The 17,921-nt window shown below is 71.3% G+C and carries 18 protein-coding genes; 7 read left to right on the top strand and 11 right to left on the bottom strand.

The features are described 5' to 3' along the window. Window positions 1–21: 21 nt before the first annotated feature. The 3 genes from BLU81_RS01950 to BLU81_RS01940 form a co-directional block, all read right to left on the bottom strand. Window positions 22–1,434 (bottom strand): sensor histidine kinase, encoded by a 1,413-nt coding sequence (locus BLU81_RS01950; protein WP_231954016.1) that lies wholly within the window; start codon window positions 1,432–1,434, stop codon window positions 22–24. Between the two features lie 62 nt (window positions 1,435–1,496). Continuing rightward, a complete protein-coding gene (locus tag BLU81_RS01945; protein WP_092556471.1) occupies window positions 1,497–2,219 on the bottom strand; it encodes a response regulator transcription factor in 723 nt (240 codons plus the stop codon). 68 nt (window positions 2,220–2,287) lie between these two features. Next, the gene (locus BLU81_RS01940; protein WP_092541043.1) at window positions 2,288–3,529 is read right to left on the bottom strand and encodes an efflux RND transporter periplasmic adaptor subunit; all 1,242 of its coding nucleotides are present in this window, start codon (window positions 3,527–3,529) and stop codon (window positions 2,288–2,290) included. 173 nt (window positions 3,530–3,702) lie between these two features. Here BLU81_RS01940 and BLU81_RS01935 point away from each other — a divergent pair, with 173 nt between their 5' ends. Then, the gene (locus BLU81_RS01935; RefSeq protein WP_092541041.1) at window positions 3,703–4,359 is read left to right on the top strand and encodes a hypothetical protein; all 657 of its coding nucleotides are present in this window, start codon (window positions 3,703–3,705) and stop codon (window positions 4,357–4,359) included. A gap of 259 nt (window positions 4,360–4,618) precedes the next feature. Here BLU81_RS01935 and BLU81_RS01930 read toward each other — a convergent pair whose 3' ends face one another. Beyond that, window positions 4,619–5,620, bottom strand: a complete 1,002-nt coding sequence (locus tag BLU81_RS01930; protein ID WP_092541039.1) for a LacI family DNA-binding transcriptional regulator — start codon at window positions 5,618–5,620, stop codon at window positions 4,619–4,621. Between the two features lie 75 nt (window positions 5,621–5,695). Here BLU81_RS01930 and BLU81_RS50155 point away from each other — a divergent pair, with 75 nt between their 5' ends. Together BLU81_RS50155 and BLU81_RS01920 are read left to right on the top strand one after the other, a co-directional pair. Then, window positions 5,696–5,908 (top strand): hypothetical protein, encoded by a 213-nt coding sequence (locus tag BLU81_RS50155; RefSeq protein ID WP_092541037.1) that lies wholly within the window; start codon window positions 5,696–5,698, stop codon window positions 5,906–5,908. A gap of 47 nt (window positions 5,909–5,955) precedes the next feature. Next, window positions 5,956–7,188, top strand: a complete 1,233-nt coding sequence (locus BLU81_RS01920; RefSeq protein ID WP_092541035.1) for an MFS transporter — start codon at window positions 5,956–5,958, stop codon at window positions 7,186–7,188. A 6-nt stretch (window positions 7,189–7,194) separates the two neighbouring features. On the opposite strand, the gene BLU81_RS01915 is transcribed toward BLU81_RS01920, so the two are convergent. The 4 genes from BLU81_RS01915 to BLU81_RS01900 form a co-directional block, all read right to left on the bottom strand. Then, window positions 7,195–7,830: a lysophospholipid acyltransferase family protein gene (locus BLU81_RS01915; protein ID WP_092541033.1), complete on the bottom strand. Its 636-nt coding sequence runs from the start codon at window positions 7,828–7,830 to the stop codon at window positions 7,195–7,197. Then, window positions 7,827–8,393, bottom strand: coding sequence for a TetR/AcrR family transcriptional regulator (locus BLU81_RS01910; protein ID WP_092541031.1), 567 nt, complete (start codon window positions 8,391–8,393; stop codon window positions 7,827–7,829). The genes BLU81_RS01915 and BLU81_RS01910 overlap by 4 nt, the downstream gene beginning before the upstream one ends. Window positions 8,394–8,421: 28 nt before the next feature. Further along, on the bottom strand, window positions 8,422–9,615 hold the full coding sequence (locus BLU81_RS01905; RefSeq protein WP_092541029.1) for a hypothetical protein: 1,194 nt from the start codon (window positions 9,613–9,615) through the stop codon (window positions 8,422–8,424). A 149-nt stretch (window positions 9,616–9,764) separates the two neighbouring features. Continuing rightward, on the bottom strand, window positions 9,765–10,640 hold the full coding sequence (locus tag BLU81_RS01900) for a poly(ethylene terephthalate) hydrolase family protein (RefSeq protein ID WP_157751087.1): 876 nt from the start codon (window positions 10,638–10,640) through the stop codon (window positions 9,765–9,767). A 190-nt stretch (window positions 10,641–10,830) separates the two neighbouring features. Between BLU81_RS01900 and BLU81_RS01895 the strand changes: the two genes are divergently transcribed. Then, on the top strand, window positions 10,831–13,875 hold the full coding sequence (locus tag BLU81_RS01895) for a helix-turn-helix transcriptional regulator (protein ID WP_172890479.1): 3,045 nt from the start codon (window positions 10,831–10,833) through the stop codon (window positions 13,873–13,875). Window positions 13,876–13,973: 98 nt separating this feature from the next. Here BLU81_RS01895 and BLU81_RS01890 read toward each other — a convergent pair whose 3' ends face one another. The 3 genes from BLU81_RS01890 to BLU81_RS01880 all read right to left on the bottom strand — a co-directional run bounded on the left by BLU81_RS01890 (window position 13,974) and on the right by BLU81_RS01880 (window position 15,485). Next, a complete protein-coding gene (locus BLU81_RS01890; protein WP_092541025.1) occupies window positions 13,974–14,363 on the bottom strand; it encodes a hypothetical protein in 390 nt (129 codons plus the stop codon). A 132-nt stretch (window positions 14,364–14,495) separates the two neighbouring features. Next, window positions 14,496–15,068: a histidine phosphatase family protein gene (locus BLU81_RS01885; RefSeq protein ID WP_092541023.1), complete on the bottom strand. Its 573-nt coding sequence runs from the start codon at window positions 15,066–15,068 to the stop codon at window positions 14,496–14,498. 108 nt (window positions 15,069–15,176) lie between these two features. After that, complete coding sequence (locus BLU81_RS01880) at window positions 15,177–15,485, bottom strand: hypothetical protein (protein WP_157751085.1); 309 nt, start codon at window positions 15,483–15,485, stop codon at window positions 15,177–15,179. Window positions 15,486–15,742: 257 nt separating this feature from the next. On the opposite strand from BLU81_RS01880, the gene BLU81_RS01875 reads away from it, so the two are divergent. From BLU81_RS01875 to BLU81_RS01865, 3 genes are all read left to right on the top strand, one after another. Then, entirely contained in the window at window positions 15,743–16,198 is a 456-nt protein-coding gene (locus BLU81_RS01875; protein WP_092541019.1) for a universal stress protein, read from the top strand. 120 nt (window positions 16,199–16,318) lie between these two features. Then, window positions 16,319–16,912 carry a DoxX family membrane protein gene (locus tag BLU81_RS01870; RefSeq protein ID WP_092556467.1) on the top strand — a complete coding sequence of 198 codons (594 nt, stop codon included), beginning with the start codon at window positions 16,319–16,321 and terminating at the stop codon, window positions 16,910–16,912. Between the two features lie 173 nt (window positions 16,913–17,085). Then, window positions 17,086–17,919 (top strand): hypothetical protein, encoded by an 834-nt coding sequence (locus BLU81_RS01865; protein WP_092541017.1) that lies wholly within the window; start codon window positions 17,086–17,088, stop codon window positions 17,917–17,919. The last annotated feature ends 2 nt before the right edge of the window (window positions 17,920–17,921 follow it).

The following is a 17,921-nucleotide window of genomic DNA, read 5'->3' as shown; positions in this document are numbered from 1 at the left end:
CCTGGGAGCCAGCTCAAAAACTCACGGCGAGTCACCGACTGCGGGGAGGATCACCCGGAAGGTGGCCCCGCCGCCGGGTGTCTCCCGCAACTCCACCCACCCGCCGTGCACCTGCACGATCGCGGTCACGATCGCCAGGCCCAGCCCGGAACCGCCGCCTTTGGAGCGGGAACGGCTCGAATCGGCCCGGTAGAGACGTTCGAAGACACGGGGTGCGTGTTCGGGCGCGACTCCGGGACCATCGTCGCAGACTTCCAGGACGGCCATCCGATCGCCGTCACGCCACGTGACCGGACCGGAACGGATCGCCGCCTGATCCGCCGCGTCGAAGAGGGCTAGACCCACCCGTACCGTAACAATGGTGTTGGAGGGTGTGTGGTTGAGCGCGTTGGCGACCAGGTTGGTGGCCACCTGCCGCAACCCGTGATCGTCGCCCAGCACGGTGGCCGGCTCGAAGGTGTCCTCGTCGTCGCGGAGCCCGGCGAGCAGCACCTGACGGCCCGGCATCCGGGCGTGCGCGTCCCGGATGGTGTCCGCGGCGATTTCGAGGAGGTCCACCCGGCGCAGGTCCAGGGTGCGCTGCTGATCCATCCGGGCCAGTCGCAGCAGGTCTTCGACCAGCACCGCCATCCGGGCCGACTCGGATTCGATGCGGCCCATCGTCTCGTCCAGTTGCGGGCCGGGCGGGGCGCCGCCACGGCGGTACAGCTCGGCCCAGCCGCGGATCGAGGTGAGCGGGGTGCGCAGTTCGTGGGAGGCGTCGGCGACGAACTGCCGCAATCGGTGCTCGGAGGCGGTCCGGGCGTCGACCTCGGCCTCGATCCGGGTGAGCATCGCGTTCAGGGCCAGCCCGAGACGGCCCGGTTCGGTGTGCGGATCGGTGTCCGGCACCCGCCCGGACAGGCTGCCGCCGGAGATGTCGGCGGCCACCTTCTCCATCTCGGTGAGCGGGCGCAGGCCGAGCCGGACCACGAAAGCCGCGCCGAAGCCGAGTGCCGTGAGCAGCAGCATCATCACGCCGACATCGATCAGGATCAGTTGCTCGGTGGTCTGTTCGACCTCGACCAGGGAGTAGCCGATCAGGGCTCGCTCCCCGGTGTCGCCGACGTCGACCGTCAGCACCCGCCAGTCCGACCCGGCAACCGTCGACACCGTGTAAGGCACACCAGACGTCCCCGAGGCCGAGGCGGGGGGCCGGGTCTCGTCGGTCGGCGAGCTTCGGGTGGTGTCCAGCGCCCCGTCGACCGTGAAGAAGTACATGATCTGATCGGGGCCGAGGCCACGGAAGCGGCCGGGGCGGGGGCCGCCGAGACCACCTCCCGGCGACGAATCCGATAACGGCCGACTTATCCCGACAAGCTGGTCGTCGATGCGGTCTTCCAGATATTTCCGGATCAGCAGCACGCCGACGATGTTGGCCACAATCAGTGCCACACCAGACAAAACGGCGACGACAAGGACGAGTCGGGACTTGAGGGTCCAAAAACGCCAGGGGATCACTCCTCGCCGTTTCGAGGCAGACGCAGGGCGTACCCCACTCCCCGCACCGTGTGGATCAGCGGCGGATCGGTCCGGTCGATCTTGCGACGCAGGTAGTAGACGTAGGACTCCACGATGCGGCCGTCGCCCCCGAAGTCGTACTTCCACACCCGGTCCAGGATCTGTGCCTTGCTGACCACCCGGCCCGCGTTGATCATCAGGTAGCGCAGCAGGTTGAACTCGGTCGGCGACAACTCGATCAGCCGGCCCGAGCGCCGCACCTCGTGGGCGTCCTCGTCCAGTTCCAGGTCCGCGTACCGCAGGACCCCGGTGTCCTCCTGCTCCTCCGGCTGGCTGCGGCGCAGGATCGCGCGTATCCGTAGCACGACCTCCTCGAGACTGAACGGCTTGGTGACGTAGTCATCCGCGCCGGCCGACAGTCCCAGGATGCGATCCTCCACCGCGTCTCTGGCCGTGAGGAACAGGACCGGGACCCGATGTCCGGCGGCACGCAACCGCCGGGCCACCTCGATCCCGTCGAGGTCCGGAAGCATCACGTCCAGGACGATCAGATCCGGCTCGAACTCCTGCACCGCCAGAAGAGCTCCGTGCCCCGACTCGGCGACCCGCACATCGAAGGCGACCAGCCGCAGTGTCGCGCTGAGCAGCGCGGAGATGTTCGGCTCGTCGTCGACGACCAGGACACGGGACGGCCGTGCCGCGGAGTCGGCCACTGTCAGAGAGCTACGGGTATCGGAATGCACCGTACAGAACTATCAGCGTTTTCTTTGAATCAGCTATGAACGGGCTACCAGGACTTCGATACCGAGTCCGCTTCGGTGAGCCCGGACGTGATCTCGGTGTACTGGTCGCCGCGAAGCCCCAACTTCACCTTGACCTCGGCGCCGTCCTTGCGAACGGTGCCGTCCTGGCCACTGACATCGTGCACCGCAGTACTGGGCACACGCAGCACGTTCTCCTTGCTGCCGGTGGTCACCCGCACGTTGGCGCTCTGCCCGACCAGCAGTTCCTTCGGGGCCTCGTCGAAGGAGAGCACCACCCCGAACCGGGTCAGCGTGCCGTCGCTGGTCCCGACCGGGTCGACCTGCACCACTGTCGCGTCGAACGTCTCACCGGCCCGGTCGGCGAGCGAGACGACCGCCTTCTGGGTGACCTCCAGGTGATCGGCGTCGGCTTCCGGGAAGTCGGCGCTGATCTGCATGTCGTAAATGTCGGCCAGGGTGATGAAGGCCGAACCGGATTTGGCGCTGCTACCGACCTTGCCGCTCACCGTGAGGATCTTCCCGGCGATCGGGGCGGTGATCTGGGTACCGGCGAGAGCCTCCTCGGCCTCTTCCAGGGTCACCTTGGCGGCGTTGACCCGCTGCTGGGCGCTGAGGATGGCGTCGGTGCTGCTGCTGCCGCCGCTGTTTCCCCGGCTGCCGCCACCGCTCGTCGCGCACGTCGAGGACGAGGAAGCGCCGCCCCGGGGCTGCGTCGGCCGAGTGGTCGTGGTGGTGGTCTTCGACGGAGTCGGACTCGGTTTCACGGTCGTCGCGCTGGGTGAGGGCGTCGCGGTCACCGAAGGGCTCGGGCTCGGCGACACGCTCTCCTCGATGTACGCCGCGGCAACGTTGCACCCTGTGGAGGTCGAGGTGGTCGACGACGACTCGGCGTCGTCCAGCTTGTCGTAGGCCTCGTCCAGCGCATCGGTGGCGTCGTCCACCTTCTCCGCCGCGTCCGCGTCGTCGACGGTGGCGAGGACCTGCCCCGCGGTCACCGTGTTCCCGGCCCGCACCTTCACCGTCTGGACCTCGGCCGACACCGCGAACGACAGGCTCCGCGTCTGCGCCGCCTGCAACGTGCCGGTGGTGGCGACCTCGGTGGTGACCTTCCCCTTGTCGACCTTGACGACCGTGGCCGCCTTCGTCTCGTCCTCCGCCGCGCCGGCCGTCAGCGCGCGAACCACGCCGAAGGCGACCAACGCGAGCACGACGACCGTCACGGCGAGCCAGATCAAACGCCGGCGACCGGCCAGTGCAACACCCATGGTCACCGAGTGTGCTGATCGGTCCTCGCCGTCGGCTCGGTCCCGCCTGGGAGTTCCCTCGGAGCTCCGGTGACGGTTCTTAGGTAACTCCTAGCAACGTCCGATCTTCCGCACAGGTCTGGGCTATTTCCTTCACAAGTCCCCGCGTTATCTACTCGACAAGGAGCCCAACAGTGCCGGTGGTCAGTTCGAAGGCGCATCGCAGCGTCGCAGCCGTCTTCGCGGTCTCCGTCGCCCTGCTGTTCACGGCGGCGTGCAGCGGCACGGACGAGACGAGCACGGACAGCAACGGCACCACCGGTCAGAACGGTGGCGGCAACACCGCGTTCGCGGCATACATCAGTTGTCTCAACGAGAACGGCGTCACCATCACGATGCCGTCCGGTGGTCCCGGCGGCGGCATGGGCAACGGCGGCACCCGGCCGTCCGGCGCTCCCGACGGCGGCGGCGCCCGCCCGTCCGGCGCCCCCGACGGGAACGGCGCCCGCCCGTCCGGCCAGCCGCGCCCCTCCGGCAGTGCAGGCCAGCGCGGTGGCGGCGGCTTCCCCGGCGGCGGTGGCTTCAGCAAGCCGGACGGCGTCGACGAGGCGACCTGGACGAAGGCCCAGGAGGCGTGCGCCTCGGTCCGCCCGAGCATGGGTGCCGGCGGCGGTCAGCGCGGCGGCGGCAACGGCAACCAGGGCGGCGGCGGAGCCAACGCCGCCTACGAGAACTGCCTGAAGGAGAACGGCGTCACCGACACCGCGAACCTCGACACCACCGACGCGACCGTCAAGAAGGCCACCGAGACCTGCTCGGTCCTCAAGCCCACCGCCACGGCCACGTCCTGATCCACCGTGCCGGCGCCGCCGTCCCCCCGTCGATGCGGCGCCGGCACGGTCGTTCCTCCCGAAGATCAACATCAGTTTTCGGTACGTTCCACCAAACGGCACCGCCCCGGCCCCGCAAGGTAGGCGGAACACCGGGCCGACCCGCGACCGCCGGGCCGAATGCGGTGGCCACCGGCCCGCCGGTCCCGTGGCCACCGGCCCGCCGGTCCCGTGGCCACCGGCCCGCCGGTCCCGTGGCCACCGGGCCGGACGGTCCCGTTCACCCGGCCGGCGGTCCCGTGGTTCCCCGCACCACCAGTCGCGGCGCGATGATCACCGAACGCAGCCCGGTGGGGGTGCCCTCGATCCGCTCGACGGCCCGCTGCACCGCCCGGGTCGCCATGGCGTCCACGTCCTGGGCGATCGTCGTCAGGTCGATGTGCGCGAGCCGGCTCAGGCTGGTGTCGTCGTAACCGACCACACTCACGTCACCCGGCACCCGCAGCCCGTTGCGATGCAGCACGTCGAGGAGCCCGGTGGCGCCCAGGTCGTTGAAGACGGTCACCGCGGTCGGCGGGTCGGCCAGCAGTTTCTCCGCGGCCCGGGCCCCGTCGTCCTCCCCGGCACCGCCTGGGATCACCCGGATGTGCTGGTCCAGGCCGTGCCGCCGCATCGCCTCCTGGTAACCGGTCCGGCGCTCGACGGAACCGTGCACGCTGTCGCCGTCGATGTGAGTGATCCGCCGGTGGCCCAGTGACACCAGATGGTCGACGGCCTGGTGTGAACCGAGCGCGTCGTCGTTGTGCACCACGTCGACATCCTTGCGGCGGACCCCGCGCATCATCGCGACCACCGGCAGCCGCGCCGCGATCGATGCCAGCTCCGAACTGCGCAGTTCCCCGCCGAAGAGCACGATCGCCTCGCAACGGTCCTGGAGCAGGTCGCCGACCGCCGTACGCTCGCCGCGCCGGGCCGTGACAGCGCTGAGCGTGAGCTGATATCCGGCCCGCTCGGCCGCGTCGTAGAGCCCGGTCAGCAGATCGTGGTGGAACGGGTGGCGCACGTCGAAGACCACCCCGAGCAGGCGGCTACGGCCGCTGCGCAGCAGACGGGCCCGGCTGTCCGGCTGATAACCGAGCCGGTGCGCGACCTCCTGGACCCGCTCCCGGGTGGCCGCCCCGGCGCCCGGCGCTCCGCGCATCACGATCGAAACCAGGGCCACCGACACGCCCGCTTCAGCCGCCACGTCGGCGAGCGTCGTCCGCTTATCCCCTGACCGCATCCCCCGATCGTACGATGCGGGAAAGCTAGAACGTTCTATCCCCTCCTGATCTTGAACGTTCTAGGGTCCCTGACAGTGAACACCTTGACCCCCGGACGCCGCTGGGCTGCGCTGACAGCGCTCGCCCTCGGCGGTTTCGGACTGGGCCTGACCGAGTTCGCCACCATGGGCCTGCTTCCGGAGATGGCCCGGACCCTGCTTCCCGACGAATACACCCCGACTCGGCACACGGGAACCGGGCCTCGGCTGTGTGGTGAGCCGGGGTTCGGGGTGGGCTGTGATTGCTAGAACGTTCTATTCACATCGCGGACTAGAACGTTCTAGAGTCCTGGGATGTGGAGACACTGACCGCCGGCCGCCGTTGGGCGGCACTGATTGCCCTGTCGATGGGCGGGTTCGCGCTGGGCCTGACCGAGTTCGTGGCCATGGGGCTGCTGCCGGAGATGGCCCGCGACCTGATGCCCGAGTCGTACGCCGCCTCGATCCCGGACGCCCTCGCCCGCACCGGCTGGATGATCACGATCTACGCCCTCGGTGTCGTCGCCGGCGCCCCGACGATCGCGGTGCTCAGTGCCCGGGTGCCACGCCGCCGGCTCGTACTGACGCTGCTCGGTCTTTTTGTCATCGGCACCACCGCGTCCGCACTGGCGCCCACGTTCGAACTGGTCCTGACCGCCCGGTTCGTCGCCGCGCTGGCCCACGGCGCCTACTTCGGCGCGGCCGGAATCCTGGCCGCCAACATCCTCGGCCCCGGCAACCACGGCAAGGGGGTGTCGATCGTGATCGGCGGGCTGACCGCCGCGAACCTGATCGGCGTCCCGCTGATCACGGTGCTCGGGCAGGCCGAGGGCTGGCGGGCGGCCTACCTCGCGGTGGCGGCCGTCTTCGCGCTGAGCCTGATCGCGGTGCTGGTGACCGTACCGCCGAGTGAAGCCTCGCCCGGCGGCTCACCCCGCGCCGAACTGCAGGCCTTCCGTTCGCCGCAGGTCTGGCTGGTGGCCGCGGCCGTCGCCGTCGGTACCGCCGGTTTCTTCGCGATGAACACCTACGTCGCGCCGATCACCACGCACGTCGCCGGCCTGTCCGAGAGCACCGTCCCCTGGGTCCTGGCCGTGATGGGCCTGGGCATGACCGTGGGTATCGCCGCTGGTGGCGTGGCCGCCGACCGCGATCTGCGGCGCGCCATCCTGATCGGTTTCGGTGGCCTGCTGGCATCGGCGGTCTTCTTCGGCCTGTCCGCCGCCCACCCGGCCGGCCTGTTCGTCGGGGCGTTCCTGGTGGGCGCCGCCGCCCTGTTCATCGTCCCCGCGCTGCAGGCCCGTCTGATCTCGGTGGCTCCCGGCGCCCAGCTGATGGGCGCCGCGGTCAACCAGTCGTCTCTGAACATCGCCAACGCGATCGGCGCGGCCCTGGGCGGCGCGGTGATCGCCGCCGGCTGGGGTTACCTGTCCTCGGTGTGGCTGGGCGTAGGCCTGACCATCACCGGATTCCTGCTGTCCCTGCTCAGTTTCCGCCTGGACAGCCGACGCCAGGTCACGGCACCGCAACCCGAACCGGCCACCGTCTGATCCGGGCTATTTGACGGCATAGTGCGGGACGTACTCCTGGGTGCTCAGGCTCTGGATCCGCGCCATCAGGTCGTCGGTCTGGGCACGGACGTCCTCCGGTGCGGTGACGGTCACCGTGATGGCCGGGCCGAACGCGACACTCACCGGGTGACGCCGGGGGAAACGGGCTCCGGGTGGCCGCAGCCGGTCGGTGCCGCGGATGCCCACCGGCACGATCGGCACCCCGGCCTGGTGGGCGAGCCGGACCACACCGGTGCGCCCGCGGTAGAGACGCCCGTCGGGCGACCGGGTGCCCTCCGGGAAGACCGCGACCAGGCCGCCGGCGCGCAGCACCGGGATGGCCGCGTCGAAGGCGGCGAGCGCGGCCGGCCCGCCGCCGCGTTCGACCGGGATGGCGCCCAGCCCGGTGACGACCCGCTGGGTGAGCCCGCCGCCGTGGAAATACTCGGACTTGGCCCAGAACGCGATGTGCCGTGGCGTGACCGTCCCGAGGAACAACTGGTCACCGATGGACAGGTGGTTGGCGGCGAGGAGGGCGCCGCCGGCCGGCAGGTTTTCGAGGCCGGTGACTTCGGGACGCCAGAAGCGGCGTAGGTAGCCGCCCAGGGCGGCGTGGGCGAAGGCGTACAGCCGAGGTTTCATGTGGGCCTTCCGAGGTGGGCGGTGAGGACGGCGTCGAGGAGGGGTTGCGGATCGGTGGTGCCGGTGGCCAGCGGGAGGCTCTGCCGCTGCCACAGGTGGGCGATGCCGTGCAGGCTGGCCCAGATCGCCCCGGCAACGATGTCGGGCGGAGTGGTGGAACCCGGACGGGCCTGGTCGACCAGCTCGCTGAGCTGCCGGAACAGCGGCAGGCTGGTGTCACGCAGGCCGAGGTGACCGCTTTGCAGGAGGTCGTGCCGGAACAGCAGGTCGTAGCGGCCGGGACGGTCGGCGGCGAAGTCCAGGTAGGTCCGGGACAGCAGAGCGATGCGCTGGTACGGGTCGTCGGGCGCCCCGTCGAGGGCGGCGGCGGCCCGGCCGGCGAGTTCCCCGAAGCCGTCGCGGGCGATGGCCGACAGCAGCTCCATGTGAGTGGGGAAGTAGCGCCGGGGCGCGCCGTGCGACACACCCGCCCGGCGGGCGATCTCCCGCAGCGTGACAGCGGACGGCCCGTCCCGGTCGAGCAGTTCCCCGCCGACGCGCACCAGCCGATCCCGCAGTCCCATAGACAGTGTCTACTCGATACGGTATCGATCAATCAAGCCCGATGTCCGCCAGGATCCGGTCGATCACCCGGCGGGGCAGCCGGGGGTTTGCCGACGCCGCCCCGGTGGTCGGCGGATCGTCGAAGAGCTGGAGCAACCGGGGCACCGGCAGCCGTCCGTCGCCCGCGACCGCCACGCGCACCGACTCGTCCGGATCGTGACTGAGCCGTTCGATCAGCGACGCCGGGACGGCCGGGTCGAGCCGGGTCAGAGCACGCGCCCGAGGGTCGGGGGACGCGGCGAGACCGGCGAGATCCGTACGAGGAAATGCGGGGTGCCGCAACAGATCGTCATCGCCGGCCGACAGATGGACCCGGACCAGCAGCTCACCCGGAAGATCGGCTTGATGCTCGCAGAGCAGCAGCCGCACCGTGGCATCGTCGTCATCGGCGAGCACCACGACCAGATCGTCGGGCAGATCCGGGTGGCACGCGGCGCTGCGGCGCAACCCGGCGTGCCCGGAGAGGGCGCATTCGCGCAGCTCAGTGTGCCCGGCCGCGAGCACCCAGTCGAGGATCGGCGTCTGCTCGGGCATCGGGTGGTCGATCGCGGCCCGCTGTGGCTCGGTCAGTCCCGGCCGCATCGACACCGCCAGCCGGACCTGCGGTGACGGGTCGGCGGCGAGGGCGGTCACCCACTCGGCGGGCAGGTCCGGGTCGGCGGCGGCGCGCGCCCGGTCCCACGGCGTCGCACCGGCGGCGAACTCGGCGGCCCGAGCCCGGCCCAGCGTCTCCGATCCGGGCTTCCTGCGGTCCAGGAGGGCGCGGGCCGCGGCCGCGATGCCGGGCTGCGGGTCGCCGGTGAGCAGGGTGATCACTGCGCGGGGTACGCCCGGCAGAAAGGTCAGCATGTCTCGCACCCCTGGTTCGGGATGCGTGGCGAGTCGGCGGTACGCCCAGTCCGGCAACCGGTCGGACCACCGTGCCGGCGGGCCCTCCAGAACCGCGTGCAGCACCCGGATGCTCAGGTCGCCGACGAGCCGGGCCCGCTGCTCGCCGGTGGCACCGGGACTCTGCGCGAGCGCCTCCCGCAACGCCGGGTCCGGGTGGGTGGCGAGCGCGTCGAACGCCTCGTCGTCCCACACGTCGCGGGCGGTCAGCTCCCACCGGTCCAGCACACCGGCGGTGGCCAGCCGCAGCAGCGTCCCGGCCGGCAGAGCGGGGTTGCGGGCCAGACCGCACACCCGCTCACGGGTGATGTCGCCGGACAGCTCGTCCTCCTCGAAGTCGGTGCGCGAGGAGAGACCTTACGGAGCCGTACGGCAACGCTCAAATTGAAATGATCCGGGCCGGTGGGTGAACCACCGGCCCGGCTGCAGTCATCCGATCGGTGCTATCCGATCGGGCAGGTGCTGCGGTAGTCCGAGATCGCCAGGCCGCTCGGGCCCGGGCAGATGAACTGGTCGTAACGGGTGTCGTCGTCGACGAACCGTTTCAGCCAGGACACCGCCTGCACCGCGGTCTCGGTGTTGACTGTCTGCGGGAAGAAGTGGCTGGCGTTGTTGAGTTCCAGGTAGGCCTTCTCCGCCGACGCCGGGATGCTCGTGTAGAACGGGATCGAGTGGCTCGCCACCGGCGCCACCGCGTCCGACTCGCCGCCCACGATCAGGGTCGGCACCCGCAGTTCGGACCAGGACTTGTCGGTGTTCCACGGTGCGAGGGGCAGCGCGGCCTGCAACGACGGCCGGTCGCTGGCCGCTTCCAGGCTGCCACCGCCACCCATCGAGTGCCCGCCCACGGCGAGGCGGCTGCTGTCCACCCGGGACCGGACCGAGCTGCGCTGGGTCAGGTAGTCCAGGGCGGCCAGCAGTTGATCGCCGCGGGAACCCGGCTGGTCGGCGGTGGTGTTGGTCTCGATGCCGATCACCACGAAGCCGTGTGAGGCCAGGCGCGGGCCCAGCCAGGAGATGCTGGACCAGTAGGCGGTGAAGCCCGGTGAGACCGCGATCGCGCCGAAGGTGCCGTCGGCGGTCGTTGTCGGATAGTAGATCTCACCGCCGCCGAACCCAGTCACCGCGAGACGGGAGACGGAGGTCTGACTGACCGCGTACGGGCCTCGGGAGGCCTGCAACGCGGAGAGCGTCGGCGCCGGGCCACGCTCGTAGGGGTTGGCGGCTTGCGCGGCGACCGCGCCCGGCCCGGCGAGCAGTGCCAGAGCGGCAGCCGCGGCGAACAGCAGGCGACCGGCCCGATGGAGTACTGATGTCACGTCGAATCTCCTAACAGGGGGAATCGCATCGACAAACGTCAGTTTCAACGGCCCGCGGACCGGCCCGCATCGGCGAAATCGCCTGCATCATGTCATCGGCCAGAAACATCCCGGAAATTTCATCCACCGAAACGGGCTTCCCTGACGGCCCCGAGCAGGGAACACTCGCCGCATGTTTGATGCACCGGCAGTGCAGAAAGTTCGGCCGGTCGGCCGGGAACTCGCCCTGGCCGCCATCAGCACCCTGACCACGGCGGCGGCGAGCGGGCGTGGCGGCGCACTCGCGATCACCGGCACTCCCGGCGCCGGCCGGACCACCCTCCTGCACGCCGTACCCGACAACCTCCCCGACCTCGGCACGCCCTCCGACCCCCACCACCGCGGGCGGGACGCCCGGCCGGGGTGGACGATCGCTGCGGTCTGCGGATATGCGGATGAGCGCGACCTGCCGTACAACGGCCTGCGAACCCTGCTCGCGGACTTCCCGCCGCCTGCGCCGGACTTGCCGCAATCACCCGATTCACCCGTCTCGCCTGCCTCACCGTGCGCGACACCGGCGGAGATCTTTGCCGGTGATCGGCCCGGCGATTCGCGCACGGCCGGCCTCGCTCTGATAGCCCGGCTGCGTACGTTTACCCAGCACGGCCCCGTCCTGTGCCTGATCGACGACGCCCATCTGCTGGACCCGGAATCGTGGCAGGCCCTCACCTTCGCCACCCGCCGCATCGGCGGTGACCAAGTCGCGATCGTGGCATCCTTCCCGGCCGGCGCATCGTTCCCCGGCGGTCGCGAGCCCGGCGGAATGCCGGTCCACCGGCTGGCACCGCTGACCCCGGAAGCCGCCCGGACCGTGCTCACCGCCCACGCGCCCGACCTGGCCGCCGACGTCGCCGGAACGCTGACCGAACTGGCCGGCGGCTGCCCGGCCGCCCTGATCGACCTGGTCAGCGCTCTGACACCGGAACAACGCCGCGGGTACGCACCCCCACCCGCCACGCTCCCACCGGACAGCCCGCTGCACCGCCGGTACACGGCCGAACTCGACGCCCTTCCCACCCGCACCCGGCAACTGCTCCATTTCGCAGCCGCCGCACCGGCCGCCTCCCCCGATGTCCTTCTGGCAGCCGCCGGGGAGGGGTGGGGACTGGGGGACTTCGCGGCGGCGGAGCGGGCGGGGATCGTCCGGGTCACGGCGGCGGGAGTCCGGTTCGCGGGGGAATTGTGGCGTGGGGTGGCGTACCAGGAAATGGATGTCGCCCGGCGGTGGGTCGCGCACGTCTCGCTCGCGGAGGTTCTGGAGGCTCGCGGGCAGCGGCTGGCGGCCCTGTTGCAGCGGGGCGCGGCCGCCACCGGGCCGGACGCCGGGCTGGCCCGGGAACTCGCGGACGCCGCGGACGGAGCCGATCCGCTGGTCGCGGCGGCGGCCCGGCGGTATGCGGCCGCGTTGACGGCTGACGCCGGTGAGCAGGCGGAACTGTTGCTGGCCGCGGCCCGGGACTCGTGGCTGGCGGGGCGGCCGCACGAGGCGGGGCTGCTGATCCGGCGGATTCCGGCCGCTGCGGGCGGCGCGCGGGTCCGGGCTCGGGGGCTGACCGCCGAGATGCGCCTGCCCGACGGGGTTCCGGGAGCCCGCGACGTGTTGCTGGACGTGGCCGCCGAACTCGCCGAAACCGATCCGCGGACCGCGCTGGAGGCTCTCGCTCTCGCCGGGGAGGCCGCCTGCCGGTCCGGGGAACGCAGCCGTTACGCCGAACTGGCCCGCCGGGTGGCCGCCGGGCGGTCCGGTGCCGAACCACCGGCCGTGACCCTGGTCTTCCACCATGTCGCGGGTCTGGCTCGCATCGCCGACGGTGACGAAGCCGGCTCGTTCGTCCCGCTGCGGCAGGCGGTGGCGCTGGCCGACCGGGTCGCCGAACCGGGGCCGCTGCTCCGGGCGGGCGTCGCCGGCATCCTGATCGGCGACGCCCGCCGGGCCGCGGCACTCGCCGGACGGGCCGCCGTGCTGGCCCGGGAACAGGGCGCTGCGGTGCTGGTACCGCAAGCCCTGGAACTGGCCGCCCTCGCCGGGATGGCGGCCGGCGACTACGCGGCGGCCGGGGAAGCCGCCCTCGACGGTGCCGCGGTCGTCCGTGGCACCGGGCAGCCGGGGCTGGCCGGTGCCCATCTCGGCGTACTGTCCGTGCTCGCCGCCCTGGTCGGTGACCGGGCGACCACGCTGAGCCGGATCGCCGACGTCGGTGACGGCCCGTCCCGCCCACTGTGCGAGTGGGCGCTCGCCCTGCTGGACCTGGTCGACGGCCGCAGCGGGGCGGCGGCGGAACGGCTGCTGGCCGTGATCACCGGCCCACCCGGACCGGGGTCGGCACTGCTGCGGGTCGCGGTGGTCCCCCACCTGCTGGAAGCCGCGGCCTCCTGGCAGACGGCCGAGGCAGCGGGCCCGTTTCCGGCGGGCCGGACCGCGGACCAGTTCGGGCAGGGACGGACGACACCACAGCTCCGGGAACGGCAGACCACCGCTTCGTTCCGGGAGGCGCAGACGGCGGGCTCGTCCCGGGAGCGGCAGACAGCGGCCCGGTTCCAGGAAGGGCCGGTGGCCGGCTCATTCCAGGGAGGTCCGGCGGCGGGCCCGTACCGCGAGGGGCCGGCGGCGACCTCATACCGGGAAGGGCCGGCGGCGGGCTCGGCGGGGGTGGCGGCGGTGTTGGGTCCGGTCGCGGCGGCGTTCGACGAGTGGGCCGGGCGGACCGGGCAGCCGGGATGGCTGGCGTTGCGGGATCGGTGCCGGGCCTTGCGGGCCGGGGACGGCGAGGACGCGACCGGGTATTTCGAAGCGGCTCTCGGTCATGGCGGGGAGGCCGGTTTTCCGCGGGCGCACACCGAACTGCTCTTCGGGCGGATGCTGCGGCGCAGGCGGCGGCATGTGGAGGCGCGGACCCATCTGCGGCGGGCCGCGGAGACGTTCCAGGCTCTGGACGCGGGACCGTGGGCGGCCCAGAGCGTCCGCGAGTTACGAGCCGCCGGAGCACGTGTCGAACCGGCCGTCCCGGCGGGCCCGGCGTTGACCGCCCAGCAGGAGCGGATCGCCGCGCTGGTGGCCGGTGGCGCCACCAACCGGGAAGTGGCCCAGGAACTGCACCTCAGCCCCCGAACGGTCGACCATCACCTCCGCAACGTCTTCACCCGCCTGGGCGTCCGCTCCCGCACCGAGATGGCCCGCCTGCTGACCGGCTCGTGAACGACCGGCACCCCGGCCGGCCGGCCGGCTCGCACCCCTGCTGACCGGCTCGTGAAAACCGGCACCCCGGCTGACCGGCTGGCACTCCGGCTGAGCGGTCAGGACCAGCGCTCCGCCATCTGACGGCGGCGGCAGGCGACCAGGTGGCCGGCGAGGATGCCGGGGTGGCCGCCGCGCACGCACACGTCGGCGCCCACGGTCAGCACACCGGCGACCAGTTCGGTCTGTGCCCAGTCGTCGATCAGCGCGACGATCCGAGTGTCGAACGGCAGGACCGACCGGGCCACGCGCACGTCGTGCACGGTCGCGCCGCTGAGCACCACCAGATCACCGTGCTCGATGTCGTCGAGGCCGGTGGCGAGCCGCATGTGCCAGCCGTCCGGCAGGTACGGTGGCAGTCCCGCGACCCGGCTGCGCTGACCGATGACGGCGACGACCGGCTGCCGGTCGGCCGAGGTGCGGGTGTCGTGATCGATCTGGGTGAGCATGGTGTTCGTCCCCTCGCTGGCTTCCTCGTGTGAACCCCACGATTCGCCCCGCGCCTGTGCGTCACCATGCGCGCATCCTGTGTGTTCGTTGTCAGACCCCGGCATGGACGAAACCAGCTCTGACCAGGGCGGTCAGCCGCCCGCGTTCCAGGTGGCGAGCACCGGGTCGACGTCGTGTTCGAAGCCCAGCACCGAGAGTGTCGCCGTGTCGAGTCGCAGCGAACCCCCGGCGGACGGTGGCAGTCCGATCCATCGGGCACCGGCCACCCGCAGGCAGTGCCCGTGCGCGACCAGGGCGACGTCGCCGCCGTTCAGCAGGGTGCGGGCCCGGGCCAGCACGCGGTCGAGGCGGGCACCGGCCTGCTCGGGGCTCTCTCCGCCGGGGCAGCCGTCGGTCCAGAGCGACCAGCCGGGCCGCCCGTCGCGGATCTCCCGGGTGGTGACGCCCTCGTAGTCGCCGTAGTTCCATTCGGCGAGGTCTTCGGTCACCTCGGTCACGGTCAGCCCGGCGAGATCGGCGGTGTGCCGGGCCCGCTGCCGGGGGCTGGCGAGGACGGCGGCGAACTCCCGGCCGGCGATCCGCTCACCGACGGCCCGCGCCTGGCGTTCCCCCTCCGAGGTCAAGGGCAGGTCGGTGTACGAGGTATGCCGCCCGTTGGCACTCCACTCGGTCTGCCCGTGCCGGATCAGAACGATCTCCGCCATCAACCCTCCCCGTCGTCTCCCGCCTTTGTACCCGGCGCGACGGCGGAGTGGCGCACTCCGGCAAAGTGACGTGCCGTACTCCCGGCGCCGAGGCGGAGCGAGGCGGGTTCAGGGCCGGCTACCGGGCGCGTCGTCTCGTGGCAGGGAGAAGGGCGCGCGCTGCTCGTCCCGGGCGGCGATCTGCTCGAGGGCGCGCAGGTACTGCACCCGGGTGATCGTCCCGGCGATCAACTGGGTGGCGAGGACGCCTTCCAGGCTGCCCGGCACCCACGGCTCGACGTGCGGTAGCTCCGCCTCGCCCACGGTCCGGTCGCGACCGGCGTCCCGGACCGGCCAGAAGGCCAGCGCCGCGGCGACGATCAGTCCCAAGGTCGCCACCAGCAGGACCACCATCAGCACCACCCCCCTGTGTGACATCTTCGTCACTCACCGCAATGATCAACAGGTGATGCCCGAAAGATTCGTTTCGACACACCGGCGGATCGCACTTCTCATCGACCTTCGGAATGACTACCGATCACCCCTGTGATCACCACATGCGTCACCTGTGTCCCACCTATCCCCACCGAACGCACCCGATCGAGGTATCAAGAAGACCGGCACGCCGAAACCGCGTAGAACGGTGCAGGCTGGGCAACCCCGGTTCAGGCAGTACGAACCCCGAGGAGGCGGTCTTGAGCACCGGACACGTGATCGTGGTGGGCGTCGACGGCTCGGAGGAGGGCCGCCGCGCCCTGGAATGGGCGGCCGACGAGGCCGCGGCCCGGGGCGGTTCCGTCCGCGCGGTGATCGCCTGGTCGTGGGACGGCATGGAGTACGGCCCGATCGCCGCGGAGACCCCCGGCGAGGAGGAGGAACAGGCCGAGCGGGTGGTCCTGGAACAGGTCCGGGCCGTACTGGCGGACCGCACCCCGGGCCTGCCGGTCTCGGCCGAGGTGATCGAGGGCAACCCGGCCGAGGCACTGACCACGGTGGCCGCCGGCGCGGACATGCTGGTTCTCGGCAGTCACGGCCGCAGCCGGGTCCTCCACACCGTGCTCGGCTCGGTCAGCGAGTCCTGCATCCGCCGGGCCACCTGCCCGGTCGTGGTCATCCCGGCACCGGTCCGCGAGCCCGCCGAGGTGTACTGACCGCCGAAGGTCCCGAAACGGGCGGGCCCCGGACGGGACCTTCGGAGGCTGTACGGCACGGGTGGTCCCGGCCGGACCGGCGGAGAGTCATGGGTGAAGACATCGTCCGAGGAGGACCAGATGGCCACCACCACTCGCCACAACGTCGTGCAGCTCGAGGAAACCGAGAAGGCCGCAACACCCGGATCGATCCTCACCCACCCCGCCGCCCGGCTGCTGGCGGTGCTCCGGATCGCCACCGGGTTCGTCTTCCTCTGGGCCTTCCTGGACAAGCTGTTGGGTCTCGGCTACTCGACCGCGGCCGAGCGCTCCTGGATCAACGGCGGTTCGCCGACCAAGGGCTTCCTGTCGGGAGTCGAGGTCGGGCCGTTCCAGGATGTCTTCCGCGGCATCGCCGGCGCGCCCTGGGCCGACTGGATGTTCATGCTGGGCCTGCTCGGTGTCGGTGTCGCGCTGATCCTGGGTATCGGCCTGCGGATCGCCGCCGGTGCCGCCGCCCTGATGATGGCTTTCATGTGGCTGGCCGAGTGGCCGCCCGCCCAGCAGACCGCCGGTGGCGAGGCGACCCGGTCGAGCAACCCGCTCGTCGACTACCACGTCGTCTACGGCATCGGCGCCACCGTCCTGGCCCTCACCTACGCCGGTCACACCTGGGGTCTGGGCCGCTGGTGGGCCTCACTCCCGATCGTTCAGAAGAACCGCTGGCTGATCTGACCCGCAGCCCCGAGACAGGACACCACGAGCCCGGCCGGTTCCCCCGGCCGGGCTCGTGCCCGCAACGGGAACGGGGCGGTGCGGTGCTAACCTGGCACCTCCCCTTTCGAACCGCCGTTCATCGACGTGCGTACCCCTCAGCAGCCGCAGTCGATCGGCGGACGGAGCCGGAGATGTCGAGTCAGTCTTCCCAGATCGCTCATGGTGTGACCGCCGGGCCGCTCTGGGGCCCGCGTTACCCACCGCGCTGGATCCTGCCGTTCATCGCCGTGATGACCCTGCTCACCGTGGCCAGTGCGGTCTTCGCCGTGCAGGGTTTCGGACGGGCGCCGGCGGCGGAGACCGGCATGTGCCTGCTGTTCGCGGCACTCTTCGGCCATCTGATCGGCTACGCCGTCTATCTGCGCTGGGTCCCGCTGCGGCGCGGCCCGGCGATGCCGGAGACCGACAGTTCCGGTACGGGCTTCGGTTACGCCAAGTGGGGCTACTACTGGTATGTGGCCCCGATCGCCCTGGCCGTTCTGGGCTTGGCCTCGTTCGCGCTGATGTCCTTCGACAACGGCATCGGCCGGGCCGTGTTCGCCGCGGTGATCCTGGTCTTCTGCCTGGTGGTGACGGTCTCGGTCGCGTTCATGGTCTATCTGGCGCCGGGCCGTCTCACGCTGACACCGGACGGTCTGCACCATCGGGGCCTGACGTTCGTGCAGTACTCCCCCTGGACCTCGATCGTCACCGTCGACGCGATCGAATCCGGTCACGAACGCGCCATCCTCGTCGACGTGGAACCCGGCGACGAGGACCGGATCCGGCACTACCTTCCGAAGGGCTTGCGGTCGGTGCACCCGCTGCTACCGGGGTTCGTGGTCACCGACACCTGGCTGCTCACCGACCCGACGCTGGTCCACGAGACGCTGCGGCACTACCTCGACAACCCCGGCGATCGACCGGAACTGGGCACCAAGGCCGCCGTCGACCGGATCCGCCACCGCCGCTTCACCACCGGGTAGGC

Source organism: Actinoplanes derwentensis, from assembly GCF_900104725.1.
In the GTDB taxonomy this organism is placed as follows: domain Bacteria; phylum Actinomycetota; class Actinomycetes; order Mycobacteriales; family Micromonosporaceae; genus Actinoplanes; species Actinoplanes derwentensis.
This window is presented reverse-complemented; position numbering and strand designations above follow the sequence as displayed.